11 protein-coding genes and 1 pseudogene are annotated in these 16,630 nt (G+C 39.6%); 6 read left to right on the top strand and 6 right to left on the bottom strand.

The genetic code is table 11. The features are described 5' to 3' along the window. Positions 1-52 precede the first annotated feature (52 nt). Both AC1M9L_RS06170 and dapE read left to right on the top strand, forming a co-directional pair. Positions 53-205: an entericidin A/B family lipoprotein gene (locus tag AC1M9L_RS06170; RefSeq protein WP_092766976.1), complete on the top strand. Its 153-nt coding sequence runs from the start codon at positions 53-55 to the stop codon at positions 203-205. Positions 206-343: 138 nt separating this feature from the next. Beyond that, positions 344-1,477, top strand: a complete 1,134-nt coding sequence (gene dapE, locus AC1M9L_RS06165) for a succinyl-diaminopimelate desuccinylase (protein ID WP_035269063.1) — start codon at positions 344-346, stop codon at positions 1,475-1,477. Between the two features lie 72 nt (positions 1,478-1,549). Here the strand turns inward: dapE and AC1M9L_RS06160 are convergent, their stop codons facing one another. The 5 genes and pseudogenes from AC1M9L_RS06160 to pilG form a co-directional block, all read right to left on the bottom strand. Beyond that, positions 1,550-5,608 (bottom strand): hybrid sensor histidine kinase/response regulator, encoded by a 4,059-nt coding sequence (locus tag AC1M9L_RS06160; protein WP_481591620.1) that lies wholly within the window; start codon positions 5,606-5,608, stop codon positions 1,550-1,552. 7 nt (positions 5,609-5,615) lie between these two features. Next, a pseudogene (locus AC1M9L_RS06155) lies at positions 5,616-6,740 on the bottom strand (methyl-accepting chemotaxis protein); the annotation flags it as partial. A gap of 529 nt (positions 6,741-7,269) precedes the next feature. Next, positions 7,270-7,824 (bottom strand): chemotaxis protein CheW, encoded by a 555-nt coding sequence (locus AC1M9L_RS06150; protein ID WP_481591619.1) that lies wholly within the window; start codon positions 7,822-7,824, stop codon positions 7,270-7,272. Beyond that, positions 7,821-8,195 (bottom strand): response regulator, encoded by a 375-nt coding sequence (locus AC1M9L_RS06145; RefSeq protein ID WP_035269071.1) that lies wholly within the window; start codon positions 8,193-8,195, stop codon positions 7,821-7,823. The genes AC1M9L_RS06150 and AC1M9L_RS06145 overlap by 4 nt, the downstream gene beginning before the upstream one ends. A gap of 18 nt (positions 8,196-8,213) precedes the next feature. Next, positions 8,214-8,600, bottom strand: a complete 387-nt coding sequence (gene pilG / locus AC1M9L_RS06140; RefSeq protein ID WP_035269072.1) for a twitching motility response regulator PilG — start codon at positions 8,598-8,600, stop codon at positions 8,214-8,216. Positions 8,601-8,948: 348 nt separating this feature from the next. Between pilG and AC1M9L_RS06135 the strand changes: the two genes are divergently transcribed. The 4 genes from AC1M9L_RS06135 to AC1M9L_RS06120 all read left to right on the top strand — a co-directional run bounded on the left by AC1M9L_RS06135 (position 8,949) and on the right by AC1M9L_RS06120 (position 15,607). Then, entirely contained in the window at positions 8,949-9,521 is a 573-nt protein-coding gene (locus AC1M9L_RS06135) for a hypothetical protein (protein WP_481591663.1), read from the top strand. 34 nt (positions 9,522-9,555) lie between these two features. Continuing rightward, the gene (locus tag AC1M9L_RS06130; protein ID WP_481591618.1) at positions 9,556-10,677 is read left to right on the top strand and encodes an efflux RND transporter periplasmic adaptor subunit; all 1,122 of its coding nucleotides are present in this window, start codon (positions 9,556-9,558) and stop codon (positions 10,675-10,677) included. Between the two features lie 15 nt (positions 10,678-10,692). Further along, a complete protein-coding gene (locus AC1M9L_RS06125; RefSeq protein ID WP_481591617.1) occupies positions 10,693-13,797 on the top strand; it encodes an efflux RND transporter permease subunit in 3,105 nt (1,034 codons plus the stop codon). A gap of 94 nt (positions 13,798-13,891) precedes the next feature. Beyond that, on the top strand, positions 13,892-15,607 hold the full coding sequence (locus tag AC1M9L_RS06120) for a proline--tRNA ligase (RefSeq protein ID WP_481591616.1): 1,716 nt from the start codon (positions 13,892-13,894) through the stop codon (positions 15,605-15,607). Positions 15,608-15,643: 36 nt separating this feature from the next. On the opposite strand, the gene AC1M9L_RS06115 is transcribed toward AC1M9L_RS06120, so the two are convergent. After that, a complete protein-coding gene (locus AC1M9L_RS06115) occupies positions 15,644-16,603 on the bottom strand; it encodes a DUF6160 family protein (protein WP_481591615.1) in 960 nt (319 codons plus the stop codon). Between the last annotated feature and the right edge of the window lie 27 nt (positions 16,604-16,630).

Genomic DNA, 16,630 nt, shown 5'->3' with positions numbered 1-16,630 from the left:
ATTAATTTTTATTCTGATTAAGCATCAAAATAATTTACAATCATTGGAGATAATGATGAAAAAAGTATTAGCCGCTTCATTCGTAGTTGCATTTGTATTAACTGGTTGTAATACATTCAAAGGTTTTGGACAAGACGTTTCAAAAGCTGGGGAAACTGTAACAAATACTGCTGAAAAAACTTCAAACGAAATTCGTAACAACTAATTCGAAGTTGAAGCTAAAAGCCCTATTTTTTAATAGGGCTTTTTTTATTTAAATTTGATTCCCTTGAATGATTAATATTTTGCATCAAATTCAACATACTTTATGATAGTTCGACTTTGACCAATTCGATTTCTTTCCATGACCCAATCTGCAACACTCGATTTAAGCTTACAATTACTTCGCCAACCTTCAGTGACTCCAGTCGATCATAACTGTCAAAATATTATGGCTGATCGATTATCAAAGATTGGTTTTAACATTGAAAATATGCGTTTTGAAGATGTTGATAACTTATGGGCTCGTCGCGGGACTGAATCACCTGTGTTTTGTTTTGCGGGTCATACTGATGTTGTTCCTACAGGCAATCTAGAAGCGTGGAACTCCGATCCATTCGCCCCAGAAATTAGAGATGGAAAGTTATACGGGCGTGGCAGTGCAGATATGAAAACGGCGTTGGCAGCCATGGTAATTGCCTCTGAACGTTTCGTTGCTAAGCATCCAGACCACAAAGGTTCGATTGCTTTTTTGATCACTTCAGATGAAGAAGGTCCATCTATCAATGGAACAGTGAAAGTTGTAGAAACTTTAGAAGCACGCCAAGAAAAAATGACATGGTGTTTGGTCGGTGAACCGTCAAGTACGAATACTTTAGGTGACATTGTTAAAAATGGCCGTCGTGGGTCTCTCAATGCCAATTTAACCGTGAAAGGTAAGCAAGGGCATGTGGCCTATCCACATTTGGCAATTAACCCAATTCATACAGCCTCAAAAGCAATTGCTGAATTATGTGAGACAGAATGGGATCAAGGCAATGAGTATTTCCCTGCAACGTCTTTCCAAATCTCGAATATTTCTGCTGGAACGGGTGCAACCAATGTTGTGCCTGGCACGATGAACTTATTATTTAACTTCCGTTATTCTACAGAAGTTACTGCTGATGAATTAAAAGCACGTACACATGAAATTTTAGATCGCCACGGCGTTGAGTATGATATCGAGTGGACACTATCAGGTTTACCATTCCTTACCCCTGTTGGAGAGCTCGTCAATGCTGCCAAAAAAGCGATTTTGGATGTGACTGGCACGACAACAGAATTATCAACCAGTGGTGGTACATCAGATGGTCGCTTTATCGCACCAACTGGAGCTCAGGTACTCGAACTTGGAGTACTTAATGCCACGATCCACCAGATTAATGAGCATGTTGAAATCGCACATTTGGAACCTTTGGCTGAAATTTATGAAAAAATCTTAATTGAGCTATTGGCATAACATTAAAATTTAAGACCAATGAAATATAAAAAAGGATGCGAATGCATCCTTTTTTAATTCGCTTAAAATACTTCAATCCTGTTTTAAAAGCTGATTGATCTGCTCAATCAACACTGCTTCTTGGAAAGGTTTACCCATATAAGCCGATACACCAAGTTCAAGAGCATGTTGTTTATGCTTATCCCCCACTCGTGAAGTGATCATAACCACAGGTAAGTTCTGCAGATGTGGTTGATTTCTCACCCACTGCATCACTTCAAAACCATCCATTCTTGGCATTTCAACATCAATTAACATTAAGGCAGGTGTTGAATGCTGTAAATGTTCAAGTGCTTCAATACCATCTATAGCTGTGACAATCTGGTAACCATAACGCTCAAGTAGTTTAGATGTCACTTTTCGAACTGTGACCGAATCATCAACCACTAAAATCGTAGGTGCTTCATTGTCATGCTCTAAATTTGAGAGCTTCGACTCTAGATGTACAGACCAATCCTGCTGAGTGAGATATTGAACCACACGATTTACATTTAAAATTGGGCAAATTTCTCCACTGCCCATAATGGTTACACCGCTGAGATAATCAATTTGATGGATCAGCCTCCCAGTCTGTTTCACAATAATTTGTGAATTAGTTCCTAAGACTTCATCAACGAATAAAGCCACAGGTTGAGACTGGTGCATATTCACCAAAATCACTGGAACTTTTTGGGTTTCTGAATATGGTGAGTTTCTTTTTATATTTTGATTTAACAACACGAAGTCAGCCAAATCGTTTAATTGATAACTTGCTTCATGCACCCTCAACAACTGACTCTGTTGTTTCGCGTGATTTAAATCATGTCTATCAATCATTTCAACACGTTGTATTTGATGTAATGGTAAGGCAAAGAATTGATCTGCAACTTTTACCATCAACGCTTCAGTAATAATTGAAGATTTAGGAATTCTGATTTCAAAACAAGTTCCTTGTCCTCTTTCCGAAGTAACATGAACATGCCCACCCAGTGCCTGTATTTCACTTTTTACGACATCTAAACCGACACCACGTCCTGAAACCGTTGTTAATTTTGCAGCAGTGGTAAAGCCTGGTCTAAAAATCAATTGTAATAGTTCAGTTTCAGAATATTCCCGTTCAGTATTGAGCCAACCAAATTCAACAGCTTTTTGCTTAATCTCTTGTGAATCAATTCCTCGACCATCATCCTTGATCAAAATACTCAGCTCATTGTGATGATTCACCAGTGTCAGTTGCATGACTGCTTGTTCAGGTTTATTTAATTTCAACCGCTGTTCTGCTGACTCAATTCCGTGATCAATCGCATTACGCAGAATATGCTCAAGTGAGGTGATCAACTTTTCAAGAATACTACGATCTAATTCGATGTCTGCATGTTCAATCTGTAACTGAACAGATTTATTCAGATTCATCGAAAGTTGCTTGCATAAGCGTTCAAGACGCATTTGTATCGTCTTGAATGGCACGACACGAGTACGCATCAACGAGTGTTGGATGTTGTTTTGTATTCTTGCCTGCTGAATCAATATACTTTCTGCAGACTGAAGCTTTTCGTGCAGAGTGTTTCTGATATCTAACAAGTCTGATGTTGACTCTGATATAGATTTAGAGAGTTGATTGAGTGATGAATATTGATCCATTTCTAAGGGATCAAACCCATGCTCGGCGGAATTATGTGATCTACGTTGTAATAAAATTTGGGATTCTAATTCCCCTTCCATCCGTCTCAATTGTGAAGTAAGGCGCTGAATGGTTTGATCCATTTCTACCAAATTTGACCGATATGATTTTAACTCTACTTCAACTTGCGAACGTTGAATCAAATCCTCCCCAATCAAATTAAGAGTTGCTTCAATTACAGCAGTAGAGACTGAAAGTGTCTCGTTCGCTACGGCAGATTGCACAAACTTTTGCAAATTGCCACTCATTGGGGGCGGTAAAACACTCTCCTTAGCGTTAGATGGTTCATTCTGATGTGAGTTTTGCTGAATGGAAGAAGAGTCAAACTTTGATGAATTATTATGCGTAGTGACTAAATCACTTAAATTGGTTTCAAGGTCCGCTGATAAAGTTGAATGAATACTAAAATCCGAAGACATGTGATGAGTGATATCATTTTGCATCGAATGTACTAAGTTCAGCTTCGAGTCACCCCCCTTAAGATTTAAATGTCCAAGCTCAATTAAACTCTGAATAAGCCTTGATGCCTGCTCCACCGGATAATCGACAGACTCAACTTTAATGATATTGACACGCCGTACCAAATCCTGCTGTAAGGCTTTAATCAAAATAATGAAATTTTTTATATCAATTTGTTGCTCTGAAATGAGTTGAAGATATAAAGATTCAAGCTCATGGATTAGATTTGCAAAGTAATCTGCTTGCAACATGTATGCACCACCTTTCAACGTGTGCAATTGCCGCATAATTTTTTGGATACACGTAGCATCTTCTTGATACTCTAACCATGCATTGAACAAGTCTTCTATTTGAGACAAGATTTCTTCCGCTTCCTCGACAAAAAAACCACTTACTTCACGATCTAAGCCCTGTTTTGCTTTCGCTGAATCTTTGAGTGCGTAATCTATATTGAGTAATGTCAGAATTGTTTCATCTAAGGATCGAGCAGATACTTCGCTCTCCTGCTCTATAGTACCACTACAATTCGATTGATTGGAAAAACTGAAGTATTCATGATTAAGTTGTTTTAAATCATCTAATAGTTGCTGAGAAGCCTCATTATTTTGAGCCAATTGACCTATAGCAAGTTCATCAAATATTTCTAAGAGTTTTTCATGCCCTTGTTGTAAAACTCGGTGGACATTTGAGTAGGCAATTGAATTCGGTTCTCTTGCAATGTTGGAGTGAATTGAACTCAAAATTTCTGAAATTTTTCGAAGGAGATCAAAATCAACTTGAATGGCAAATTTAGCAATTGAACTGAGTTGTTGACTCAGTAAGCTCGAACGTTCAGTAGTACGTGTAGAGCTAACAAGGTTAGAAATACCATCTTGTACAAAGGTATCGATAAGGAAAACATCTTCTACACCCAAATCTACAATTTTCTTGAGTAATTCTTGCGGATCAAGATTTGGATCGTCCTGTATAATCTGTTCTGAGAAGTCTCTCAATGCGATTAAAAAAGTATGCTCTAATGCCTGAAACTGTTGTTGTCTCGTTACGTTGTCACCTGTTGTTTGCAAGCTTTCTAAGTAATACTGGATTAAATCAATATACTGCGTTGTGAGCGCTTGCAATTCTTTATTGTTGGTATCAAGAGATGGATTACGTTGTATTATTTTTTCGAATGACTGACTCAATACTTCAATTTTCTCAAGTCCAACAATTGCAGAACTCCCCCTGAGAGAATGGACAACACGTGCAAGCGTATCCACCTGAAATTGTTGATTGGATTTATCCAACATATCTTGCAGGGATTTCAATTGTTCTGAAGCTTCAGCATAAAAACTTTGCAGAACCTCGTTATCCCATATTTGAGTATTCTCCATTGTGGCTGCTGCTGAGAGTGAATTTGAGTCACTCAAACAATGACATTCAATCCTGAAATCTAGATCTAGCTGTGTGAGATGAGCGTTGATCGCCAACAAAGGATGTAATGATTGATCTATGGTATTTGAATGTTCTAATTGCCGACCTAAAAGCAATAGAGGTTTAACATCTAATTGAATCGCTTGTTTAACTGTTAAACTAGGCACAATGATGTAGCGATATATACGAGAGATCAGCTCAACATACTCAAGGACCAGTTGACTCCATGAACGTTGCTGATCAAGCCTAATATTCAGTATTGTCTCAACGGTCCATGCAAGCTCAGAAACTGAGTTGAATCCAAGCATTCGACCTGAACCCTTTAAGGTATGAAAATTACGGCGCAATGCTTGCCAAATATTTAACTGTTCTAAATCATTCGATAAGACTTGAAAATTTTCTGATATTTCTAGAAGTAATTCCTTAAGCTCTTCAGCAAAGGTGGTAATAAGCTCCTCATCTTCAAAATTTAATTCATCCTGAGGAAGCTGCATATCGACATATGCACGATAGAGTGCTTCTGAAAGATATAATTGTATTTTATTAGGATTATTATTTTTCATGGCTCAATCACTCAGGTAATTTGAAGTTTGCAACTGATTTCCTTAAAGAATCAGCCATTTGAGTGAGTTCTGCTATCGATTGTGCAGTATCTAAGGTTGAAGCATGATTTTCTCGTGTGACATCTTGCACAAGCGACATTGTTTTCGCAATTTGCCCCGCAGCGGCTGACTGAACTTTTGAAGATGCTGAAATATTCGCAATCAGTTGAGCCAACTGTTTTGAAATCAACTGAATATCTGCAAGTGCTGCTCCTGCATCTTGAGCAAGTCCAGTCCCCTTAACCACCTCAGAAGTTGTTTGCTCCATAGAGCGAACGGCCTCATGCGTATCTAATTGAATATTTTTTACCAATATCTCAATATGTTTGGTCGCAGCAGTTGAACGTTCAGCTAAACGCTGCACCTCATCAGCAACACTAGCGAAACCTCGTCCAGCATCGCCTGCCATTGCGGCTTGAATGGCTGCATTCAAAGCCAACAGATGCGTTTGCCCTGCAATGTCTTCAATGGTTGCAACAAAGTTACCAATCTCTTGAGTAGATTCACCCAGTCTTTTAATTTTTTTAGATGTTTCTTGAATCTGCCCTCGTATTTGATCCATTCCATCTATTGATCGTTCAACCACTTCTCCCCCCTTCGCTGCGATAAGTACCGCGCGCTGAGCAACTTTTGCAGATTGCGCTGCATTTTCAGAAACGTGATCAATTGAGTCTGCCATGTCATGAATGGCAAGCGATGTATTTTGGATTTCACGAGCTTGCAGCTCTGAAGATTGCGCCAATTGTGAACTCATATGCTGAGTTTGATGAATATATTGGGTAACTTGTTGAGAAGCCTGATTAATTCTCATCACCAAATCACGCAAATGATCTATCGCTACATTAATTGAATCCGCGATTGTCCCCGTAAAATCTGCAGAAACCGCAGCATATTTGGTCAAATCGCCTTCAGCTAAATCACCAATTTCATCTAAAAGTCGATAAATCGCGGTTTGATTTTTCTTATCTTTATCCACCAGTTCCATTAAACGCAAACGATCTTCTTGGCTTCTTAAAATAAAAAGTTTAATCACTGCAAAGGTGAAGCTCGATAAACTAATCAACAATAAAAGTGACAGTAAAATCAGTAACCACGTCGAACCTGTACGAATTTCATTGAGAGCAACTTGAATTTTTTGTAACTGAGATTCCGTGATATTGCTTTGAGACTCTAACCACAGTCGATCTACTTCATTTAAAGCTGGACTAAAAAAATAAACTGATTTTACATTTTCAAGTTGTGAACTAAAAATAAGCTGAGAGTTTTTGAGAATCTGTAATGTGTAATCTGTAGGATTATCCTCAAACTGTTGAGTCTGAATAATCATCATTTGATTGAGATATTTCAGTTCCCCCACCCCACGACTTTGCTCCACCGTGCGCGGGAGATTAAACATGAGAAACAATGAAATCAGAAAAGCACAAACGAGGCTAATAATAGCCATGATTAAATAAGACTTCGTTTGGGCAGATTGCCCAAACAGCTCTGAAAACTGTTCAAGTTTTAACTTAAGTGAAGCTTTCCATCCCTGTGTGTTGGAATCTGAATCATTCACATTCCGACTGGTCTTTTTTAACCGTAAACTCACTCAGCTCCCCCAAAAAACTATTGCTGACTAGACATTAAATTGAATTTGATGTGAACATGTGCTTTAGACAATCATGCTCATATAGCAGACTCATCATCAGCACAGCTACAGGTGTTGAATGATCGAGAAAATAACCTTGGCAAAACGATCTATATGGTTCTGCGATCAAATCCGAACTGGTGCTATAGGTATTATTCTTATAATGTTTTACACCAAGGACTTCATCCACAAGCAATCCAACACAGTCTTGCCCCACGTTAAAACATAAAATTTTAACATTAGCGTGTAATTGTGTTGATTTACTCAAAGCAAATTGCTTTAGATCTAATACGGACAGTACTCGACCTCGCAAATTCGCCAAACCTAAATACCACGGCGGCGTAAGTGGTAATGAGGTAATGCTCAGTAAAGGGCTAACCTCCGCAATATCACCTAGTGGGGTAATAAATTGCTGCTGCTCAACTTTAAAACATACACCAGACCAGAGGTCCTGATTTTGCACATCACGGTACTCATTTGCTTGAGCCGAATTAGCATTACTGGCTTGCGTTAACCAGTGTTGTTGATCACTTTCATCTTGAATGATCATGCTGTGCCTGTATTTAAATATTGCTGAATGACATCAAGTAATCTTGATTCATCTACAGGTTTGATCAGGTAGTCGACAGCGCCTTGTCTTTTGCCCCAAATTCGATCCGTATCCTGATCTTTGGTACTGACAATGACAACTGGAATATGCTTCGTTACATCAGCTCTTGCAATTTGCCGTGTCGCTTGAAATCCATTCACACCAGGCATCACCACATCCATAAGTACAAGATCTGGTTGCTCTGCTTGCGCTAAGGTAACACCATCTGCACCATTGGTTGCTTCTAGCACTTCATAGCCATTTTTGGACAGAATTTCTTTAAATCTAAACATTTCTGTTGGAGAGTCATCTACCACTAAGATACGTGTCATATTTTGTTTTCCCAGTACTTAACGTGAAGCGACAAGTTTACGAATCGCATTCAATAGCTCATCTTTACTGAATGGTTTCGTGAGGTATTCATCAGATCCAACAACTCGTCCTTTTGCCTGATCAAACATCCCATCTTTACTGGATAACATGACCACTGGAATATGTTGGAAATTTTGTGAGTTTTTTAACAATGCGCACGTTTGATACCCATCTAAACGCGGCATCATAATATCTACAAAAATAATATCAGGTCGAGTTTCAGCAATTTTAGATAATGCTTCAAATCCATCTACTGCAGTTACAACGTCATATCCTTCACGCTGTAATAAAGTTTCTGCGGTCCGACGAATCGTTTTTGAATCATCAATGACCATCACTTTAATATTTTGCAGATTATCATCCATTGAATGATCCTTCCTGAGATGAGATTTAAAGAAAAATGAAACGCTTAATTTAGAGAATAACCATTATTTTCTAACATAACATTACATTGATTTTCAATGCAGTTGAGTACTCGCGGAGAGATTGTGTCACAAAGCTTCAGAGAATTTAAGGGTGAATCAGATTAAGCGTAAATTATTTAACGGTTTATATTTATAAATTTACCAGAACCACATAAAATGCTTGTTATTAAAAGCAAAAATTAAAAAATTGAATTGATATCACGGGGGCCGATTCCAATGTTTAATCTTTCGCACAAATCAAGAATTGGGTTAAAGCATCTTCATCATAAAACATTCTTAGTGATCATGATGACATTTGGTTTATGTATCAGTGAAGCAATTGCTAATACCACAGTGACCAAACCGTCTTGGTATCGTTATTATGATAAAAATGGCGTAGCTAATATTAGTAGCTCGGTAACACCAGAGCATATTCGTCACGGTTATGAAGCACTTGACCGTAATATGCAAGTGATTAAAAAAAATCGACCTTATGATGCCGATAAAGAACAGCAACAAAGTGCTGTACGTACGCAACAAGCCAAACAACATGAACAAGATTTACGCTTAAAACGCGCTTACGGTTCTAGTAAAGTGGCTGCGAACAAACGTGATGATATGTTGAAAAACATCAACCAACAAATCACCTTTCAAAAACAACAGTACCAACAACTGGAGCAAGATCGAATATTGTTTAAAAAGCAGGAACAGACCTATATCAAGAAAGGGAACCCTGTCCCTAAAAACTTACAAGATCGAATCACTTATAATGCACAGAATATGAGTAATATCCAAAAAAATATTGAATCTTTACAAACAAACTATCGAAATACTCAGTCACAATACGACAATATTATCAAGCGCTTAAAAACTCTTGAATAAAGAAGAGTTTGTCTGAATGGAAAGGAATTATCACATGCCGAATGCGACTCGACACAGCAGTCAGTTTAAGAAATATCTCGTATTAGGAACGCTGTGTACGAGTTGTCTTTTAGCCGCTTGTCAAAAAAATGACGAAAGTGTACAGCCAACCTCATCTACCCCTCAAAAAATTGAATTAATACAACAGGACTTAGTCAAAGTTGAAAATGGGGTCTCAAATCTGAAATTTGCTTTCACAGGCACCATACGCGCTGTGAATCAAAGTACAATTCAAGCGCAAGTGACTGCCACTGCTAGTCAAGTCTCTGTACAAGTCGGTGAAAGGGTGAGTAAAGGACAAGTCTTGGTACGTTTAAATAATCAAGATAATGCAGCCCGACTCGCACAAGCTCGCGCTAATCTTGCTTCTGCACAAGCGCAGGCACAACAAGCTGCAAATATGGTCACTCGAAAAAAACGACTTTATGATCAAGGATTTGTTTCTAAGGTTGAATATGAACAAAGTCAAGTTGAGCATAAAGCTCAACTCGAAACTGTACGAGCTCAGCAAGCAAATGTGGATATCGCACTGAAAGCCGATGCTGATGGATTAATTCGTAGCCCCATTTCTGGCGTGATTACCAAACGTCAAGTTGAACCTGGTCAAACCGTTTCAATGGGTCAAACACTATTTGAAATCGTAGATCCACAAAAATTAGAGATTCAAGCAAAACTCCCTGTCGAATCTCAACATGCGCTCAACATTGGAAACAATATTGAATATAAAATTCAAGGGACTACCCAAAATTATACTGCCAAGTTAACACGCATTTCCCCAATGGCCGATCAAATCAGTCGTCAGGTTGAGTTTTTTGCTCAACCGAATGAATCAATCAATTCACTGAGTATTGGTGCTTTTGTCGAAGGTTTCATTTTAGATGACAAACAAATTCAGGGGCAAAAAGTTCCGCTTGATACTATTCAAGATGCAGATGGCAAACCTTATCTGTGGATCATCCGTGATCAGAAAATTCAGAAAGCCAATATTCGAATTCTAGATCGACAACCCAACGAGAATATTGCAATGATCAGTGGTCTTCAGCCAACGGATTACATCAGTAGAATTAAGTTTAATAATGATGACTTAAATAAAACAGTCTCAATTGCTTCAAAGTAAGACAGGATCTGAACTATGTGGTTAACTCGAATCAGTGTGAAATATCCTGTCTTTACGATCATGATGATGCTATGCCTGATGGTATTGGGCTTATCATCATGGCAACGAATGGGAGTTGAAGAATTCCCTGATGTCGATTTCCCATTTGTGGTCGTGTATACCACTTACCCAGGTGCTTCTCCTGAAACTGTTGAATCTGAAATTACCAAAAAGATGGAAGATCAGATCAATACAATTTCAGGTGTTAAACAAGTGATATCGCAGTCGAGTGAAGGACTCTCTACAATTATCACTGAGTTTAATTTGGATGTTCCTTCAACCGTTGCAGCTCAAGATATTCGAGACAAAATTGCGCCAGTGACAGCTGAATTTCGTGATGAAATTACTGATCCTATTGTTGAGCGCTATGACCCTTCAGCAGGTGCCATCATGTCGGTGGTATTTGAGTCTGAGAATATGTCACTCCGAGAGCTCAGCTCTTATTTAGATCAAAAAATTGTTCCTCAATTGAGAACTGTTCGTGGGGTAGGTACAGTTAACCTGCTAGGTGACTCGCAGCGTCAAATTCGTATTGAAGTTAATCCACAAAAATTACAAAGTCTTGGTGTTGGCGTTGATCAAGTCATTAACACACTAAAAGGCGAAAACATTGAAGTCCCTGGGGGCACACTCAAACAGTCAAATTCAGAGCTGGTCGTTGAAATTAAATCAAGAGTAATTCATCCCCAATCCTTTGGGGATCTCATCGTCGCGAGTAAAAATGGCACGCCAATCTACTTAAAACAAGTAGCTGAAATTTACGACAGCCAAGCTGAACTCGAGTCGAGTGCATTCATTAACGGTCAAAATGCTGTCGCGTTGGATATTCTCAGAAGCTCTGATTCAAATGTAATTGATGTTGTAGATGCGGCTTATAAAACACTAAACCGTATAGAACAACAACTCCCGAAAGGGACAACATTGAAAGTAGTTGTCGATACATCTCGAGGCATACGAGCAAGTATTGGTGATGTTGCCCGTACAATTATTGAAGGTGGTGTACTTGCGGTTATCATCGTTCTACTGTTTTTAGGTTCATTTAGATCGACGATTATTACAGGCCTTACCCTGCCAATCGCCTTACTTGGTACATTAACGTTCATTTGGGCTTTTGGTTTTACCATCAATATGATGACTCTTCTTGCCCTGTCTTTAAGTATTGGTCTTCTTATTGATGATGCAATTGTGGTACGTGAAAATATTGTCCGCCATGCTGATATGGGGAAAGATCATGTGACTGCTGCTTTAGATGGAACCAAAGAAATTGGGCTGGCAGTTCTCGCAACCACTTTGACTATTGTTGCGGTGTTCTTACCAGTTGCATTCATGGGCGGTATTATCGGTCGTTTCTTCTACCAATTTGGCGTGACAGTGAGTACCGCCGTACTGATCTCAATGTTTGTCAGTTTTACGCTCGATCCAATGCTCTCAGCTCACTGGGCTGAACGTCATCATCCAAATAAAAAACCGAGCGCATTGAAACGCTTTTTCAATGGGATCTCAAATAAACTTGATTCATTAAATGAAGTGTACGAGAAGCTGCTAAAACTGGCTCTAAGATTCCGCTTTATAACAATTATCGTTGCTGTTGCTTCACTGTTTGGCGCGCTCGCGCTATCAAAAATGGTGGGAACAGAGTTTGTACCTGTTCCAGACAAAGGTGAAATTCGGATCAAATTTGAAACGCCCGTAGATGCTTCACTCGAATACTCTCAGGCAAAGTTAAAACAAGTTGAATCTATTATTCGACAGCATCCAGAGGTTAAAGGAACGTACGGCGTTATTAATGGGGTGACTGATCGCGGGAAAAACCACGTAAGCATCCGAGTCAGTTTAAGTCCTCGCCAAGAGCGCTCTCAGACACTGACTGATTTAACCAATGAGTTTCGTGATCGACTACAAACAGTGGCGGGTATTACCCTCACCTCTATTGCTTCAGCGGATGAAACTGTGTCTGGTGGTCAAAAGCCTGTCATGATTTCCATCAAAGGACCTGAGCTAGATGAATTACAAAAAATTTCTGATCGCTTCATGGTGGAAATGGCAAAAATTGATGGTGTCGTCGATTTAGAAAGCTCGCTCAAAGAGCCTAAACCTACCCTTGAAGTGCATGTAAATCGTGTACTGGCAAACGATTTAGGATTATCAGTCAGCCAAATTGCCAATGTGATCCGCCCTCTCCTTGCTGGTGATGATGTAACGACGTGGAAAGACGAAAAAGGTGAAACCTATGATGTCAATTTGCGCCTCTCTGAAGATCAACGTACGCTTCCAAGTGACATCAATAATTTATATTTAAAATCGCAAAAAGTGGATGCGAATAATCAACCTATCTTGGTTCCGCTCTCAAGCGTAACAAGCACACAAGAAAGTTATGGTGCATCTCAAATCAACCGTCGTGATTTAGCACGTGAAGTCATGGTTGAAGCCAATACTTCAGGTCGACCTGCAGGTGATATTGGTCGAGATATTAAAGCATTGCAAGATAACTTCGAGATGCCTGCCGGCTATGGTTTTGAAACACAAGGTGCAAACGCAGATATGGAAGAATCGATTGGGTACGCTGTTACAGCCGTTACACTTTCTATTGTATTTATCTATATTGTTTTAGGCTCTCAATTCAATAGTTTTATTCATCCTGCGGCGATCATGGCCTCATTACCATTGTCATTGGTCGGGGTATTCCTTGCATTATTCTTATTTAACTCAACAATGAATTTATTTTCCATTATTGGCATCATCATGTTAATGGGATTAGTAACCAAGAATGCGATTCTCCTCATTGACTTTATTAAGAAAGCTATTGATCGCGGTGAGACACGTTTTGATGCCATTATTGCTGCAGGTAAAACTCGACTGAGACCCATTCTGATGACCACGAGTGCGATGGTCATGGGTATGGTGCCATTGGCATTAGGCTTGGGTGAAGGAGGTGAACAAAGTGCTCCGATGGCGCATGCTGTCATTGGGGGCGTCATTACCTCTACCCTGCTGACCTTAGTTGTCGTTCCCGTTATCTTTACTTACTTAGATGACTTTAAGAATTTTATGGTACGTCAAACACGAAAATTCATGTCATAATGTAGAGAATTGTCATGAGGTGTCATTCAAAATGCTCACCTCATTTTTTATCGTATAATCTTATGCTTTAACGCTCATTATTAGGACAAATTCCATGCGCGCGAGTCGCTTTTTATTTGCAACGTTAAGAGAAACCCCAAGTGATGCTGAAGTAATCTCTCATCAGCTGATGCTTCGTGCGGGTATGATTCGTAAATTGGCTTCAGGATTATATTCTTGGTTGCCAATGGGCGTACGTGTGTTAAATAAAGTCGAAGCGATTGTTCGCGAAGAAATGGACCGTGCTGGTTCACTACAAGTATTGATGCCTGTGACCCAACCAGCAAGTCTATGGGAAGAATCTGGTCGCTATGTGCAATATGGTCCAGAACTTTTACGCTTTAATGACCGTCACAACAACCCGTTTGTTCTCGGCCCTACACATGAAGAAGTCATTACTGATTTAGCGCGTAACGAACTCAAAAGTTATAAACAATTACCCGCTAATTTCTACCAAGTGCAAACTAAATTCCGTGATGAAGTTCGTCCTCGTTTTGGTGTTATGCGCTCTCGTGAATTCGTGATGAAAGATGCTTACTCATTCCATGCAGATCAAGCTTCATTACAAGAAACTTACGACACGATGTACGATGCCTATTGCCGTATTTTTACTCGTTTAGGTTTAGACTTCCGTCCAGTTCAGGCGGATACAGGTTCAATTGGCGGTTCAGGTTCGCATGAATTCCATGTATTGGCATCAAGCGGTGAAGACGATATTGCATTCTCAACTGAATCAGATTATGCAGCCAATATTGAAATGGCTGAAGCGATTCTTGTAGGTGAACGTGCTGCACCAACTCAAGAATTAAAAATTGTTGAAACACCAAATCAAAAAACTATAGCTGATGTATCTGCTTTCTTAGGTACCGATGCAAAACAGTCTGTCAAAGCTTTGTTGGTACAAGGAATCGCTGAAGAAGGTAAAACTACGCCTGTCGTAGCACTATTCCTTCGTGGGGATCATGAGCTAAACGAAATCAAAGCTGAGAAACATCCGCTGATTGCATCACCACTTACATTTGCAACTGAAGAACAACTGAGTGCTTTAGGCTTAACCGCTGGTTTTGTTGGTCCTCAAGGTCTGGTCGAAAAAGGGATTAATGTCATCGTTGACCGAGCAGCGTCAGTATTGTCTGACTTTGTTGCAGGTGCAAACGAAGCAGGCAAACATGCGACAGGTGTGAACTGGGAGCGTGATGCTCAATTCACTGAAGTTTATGATCTTCGCAATGTTGTTGAGGGTGATCCATCTCCAGATGGTAAAGGTGTACTTCAAATTAAACGTGGTATTGAAGTTGGTCATATTTTCCAATTAGGTCAAAAATACTCTGAAGCTCTGGGCTGCAAAGTATTAGGTAAGGATGGTAAACCATTCACTGTAACAATGGGTTGTTATGGAATTGGGGTGACTCGCGTAGTCGCGGCTGCCATTGAACAAAATTACGATGAAAAAGGAATTATTTGGCCTGCTGCTATTGCACCTTTCCATGTCGCAATCGTTCCGATGAATGCTCATAAATCACCTCGTACTGTAGAGGCTGCTGAAGCACTTTATACAGAACTTCAAGCTGCTGGTTATGACGTGCTTTTAGATGACCGTGATGAACGACCAGGCGTTAAATTCTCCGATATCGAAATTACAGGTATTCCGCACCGTATTGTTATCGGTGAAAAAGGTTTAGATGCTGGTACTTTTGAGTACAAAGGTCGTTCTGATACTGAATCAAGCAACCTGAGTAAAGAAGAAATACTCGCTAAAATCGCCCAATAATTTGAGCATAAAAAATCCCGCTATTCGCGGGATTTTTTATAGACCGTTGATATTCACTTTCAAATCTTTCACAGATGTACCAATAGCCCCAAAGCTCCCCATTGAGCCATTCGCTAAACCATTAAAGACCGTCGGACTACTCGCCCCCTCACGTCCCAAGATCACATTGTTGAGACCAACATTCATTTTACTAGATTGTCCTGTATTTCCGATGTAAATACCTAAAGGTGCAACACCTGCATGGAAACCAGATAATGAAAAGCCATTGTTTTGATCAGTAGCTTTAGCCTGAAAATCGAATTTTGCAGAAGAATTACCAGATACAAATGAAATAGGACAGCCTGTGCCTGTGCCACAGATTGATTGAATTGCGCCTCCAAACTGGACCATGTAGCCTTGTGGCACATTGCCTAATTGAACATTGATCTGAGGACGTTGGGATTGATTTAATGTAATTTCAAAGTTTCTATCAGCACTGCCTATTTCTAAAATTTTAGCGACACCAGGCACCAATTGCTTCAGATCATTATAAATCGATTTAGTTTGTGTAGCACTAGACACCTGATTACTGCTGGCGATATAAAGTGCGAATGGACTCAATTTAAACCCTGTAATTTGCTCCGCAAAAGTGATACCTATATTGGCAAATGGCGTGCCATTGCCTCCGTCTGTATCAATTTTTGCATCGATTGTAGACGAACCAGGGGTATGCCCTAAAAATTGAACCTGAATTGGATTACCAGTTGGACCTGCGACCACTAAGCCAGCTGCTTGTGAATAATTTTTTCCTAATATTGGATCTTTAATTCCGTCTTGATCAATGATCGCAGCCTGTGTGAACTCGATCTTATCCATTCCAATACCAATGCTGATCCCATCTTGACCAGTAGTAGATGAAAGAGACTGATCATCTAATGGTTGCATAGCAAAACACGGGAATCCCACCGCAGTGGTCAAAATAAGCAAACTGAATCGTTTTGTTTTTATCATATTCATGAGTCTGTCCCTCAACTTTCCATATTT

This window comes from Acinetobacter sp. ANC_7511 (genome assembly GCF_056779975.1).
The sequence above is the reverse complement of the archived record's forward strand: the minus strand, read 5'-3'. Positions and strand labels throughout refer to the sequence as shown.

Excerpts from the sequence above, each read along its gene's own strand:
- AC1M9L_RS06170 (WP_092766976.1), top strand. The coding sequence starts at position 53 with ATGATGAAAAAAGTATTAGCCGCTTCATTCGTAGTTGCATTTGTATTA.
- dapE (WP_035269063.1), top strand. The coding sequence starts at position 344 with ATGACCCAATCTGCAACACTCGATTTAAGCTTACAATTACTTCGCCAA.
- AC1M9L_RS06160 (WP_481591620.1), bottom strand. The coding sequence starts at position 5,608 with ATGAAAAATAATAATCCTAATAAAATACAATTATATCTTTCAGAAGCA.
- AC1M9L_RS06150 (WP_481591619.1), bottom strand. The coding sequence starts at position 7,824 with ATGATCATTCAAGATGAAAGTGATCAACAACACTGGTTAACGCAAGCC.
- AC1M9L_RS06145 (WP_035269071.1), bottom strand. The coding sequence starts at position 8,195 with ATGACACGTATCTTAGTGGTAGATGACTCTCCAACAGAAATGTTTAGA.
- pilG (WP_035269072.1), bottom strand. The coding sequence starts at position 8,600 with ATGGATGATAATCTGCAAAATATTAAAGTGATGGTCATTGATGATTCA.
- AC1M9L_RS06135 (WP_481591663.1), top strand. The coding sequence starts at position 8,949 with ATGACATTTGGTTTATGTATCAGTGAAGCAATTGCTAATACCACAGTG.
- AC1M9L_RS06130 (WP_481591618.1), top strand. The coding sequence starts at position 9,556 with ATGCCGAATGCGACTCGACACAGCAGTCAGTTTAAGAAATATCTCGTA.
- AC1M9L_RS06125 (WP_481591617.1), top strand. The coding sequence starts at position 10,693 with ATGTGGTTAACTCGAATCAGTGTGAAATATCCTGTCTTTACGATCATG.
- AC1M9L_RS06120 (WP_481591616.1), top strand. The coding sequence starts at position 13,892 with ATGCGCGCGAGTCGCTTTTTATTTGCAACGTTAAGAGAAACCCCAAGT.
- AC1M9L_RS06115 (WP_481591615.1), bottom strand. The coding sequence starts at position 16,603 with ATGAATATGATAAAAACAAAACGATTCAGTTTGCTTATTTTGACCACT.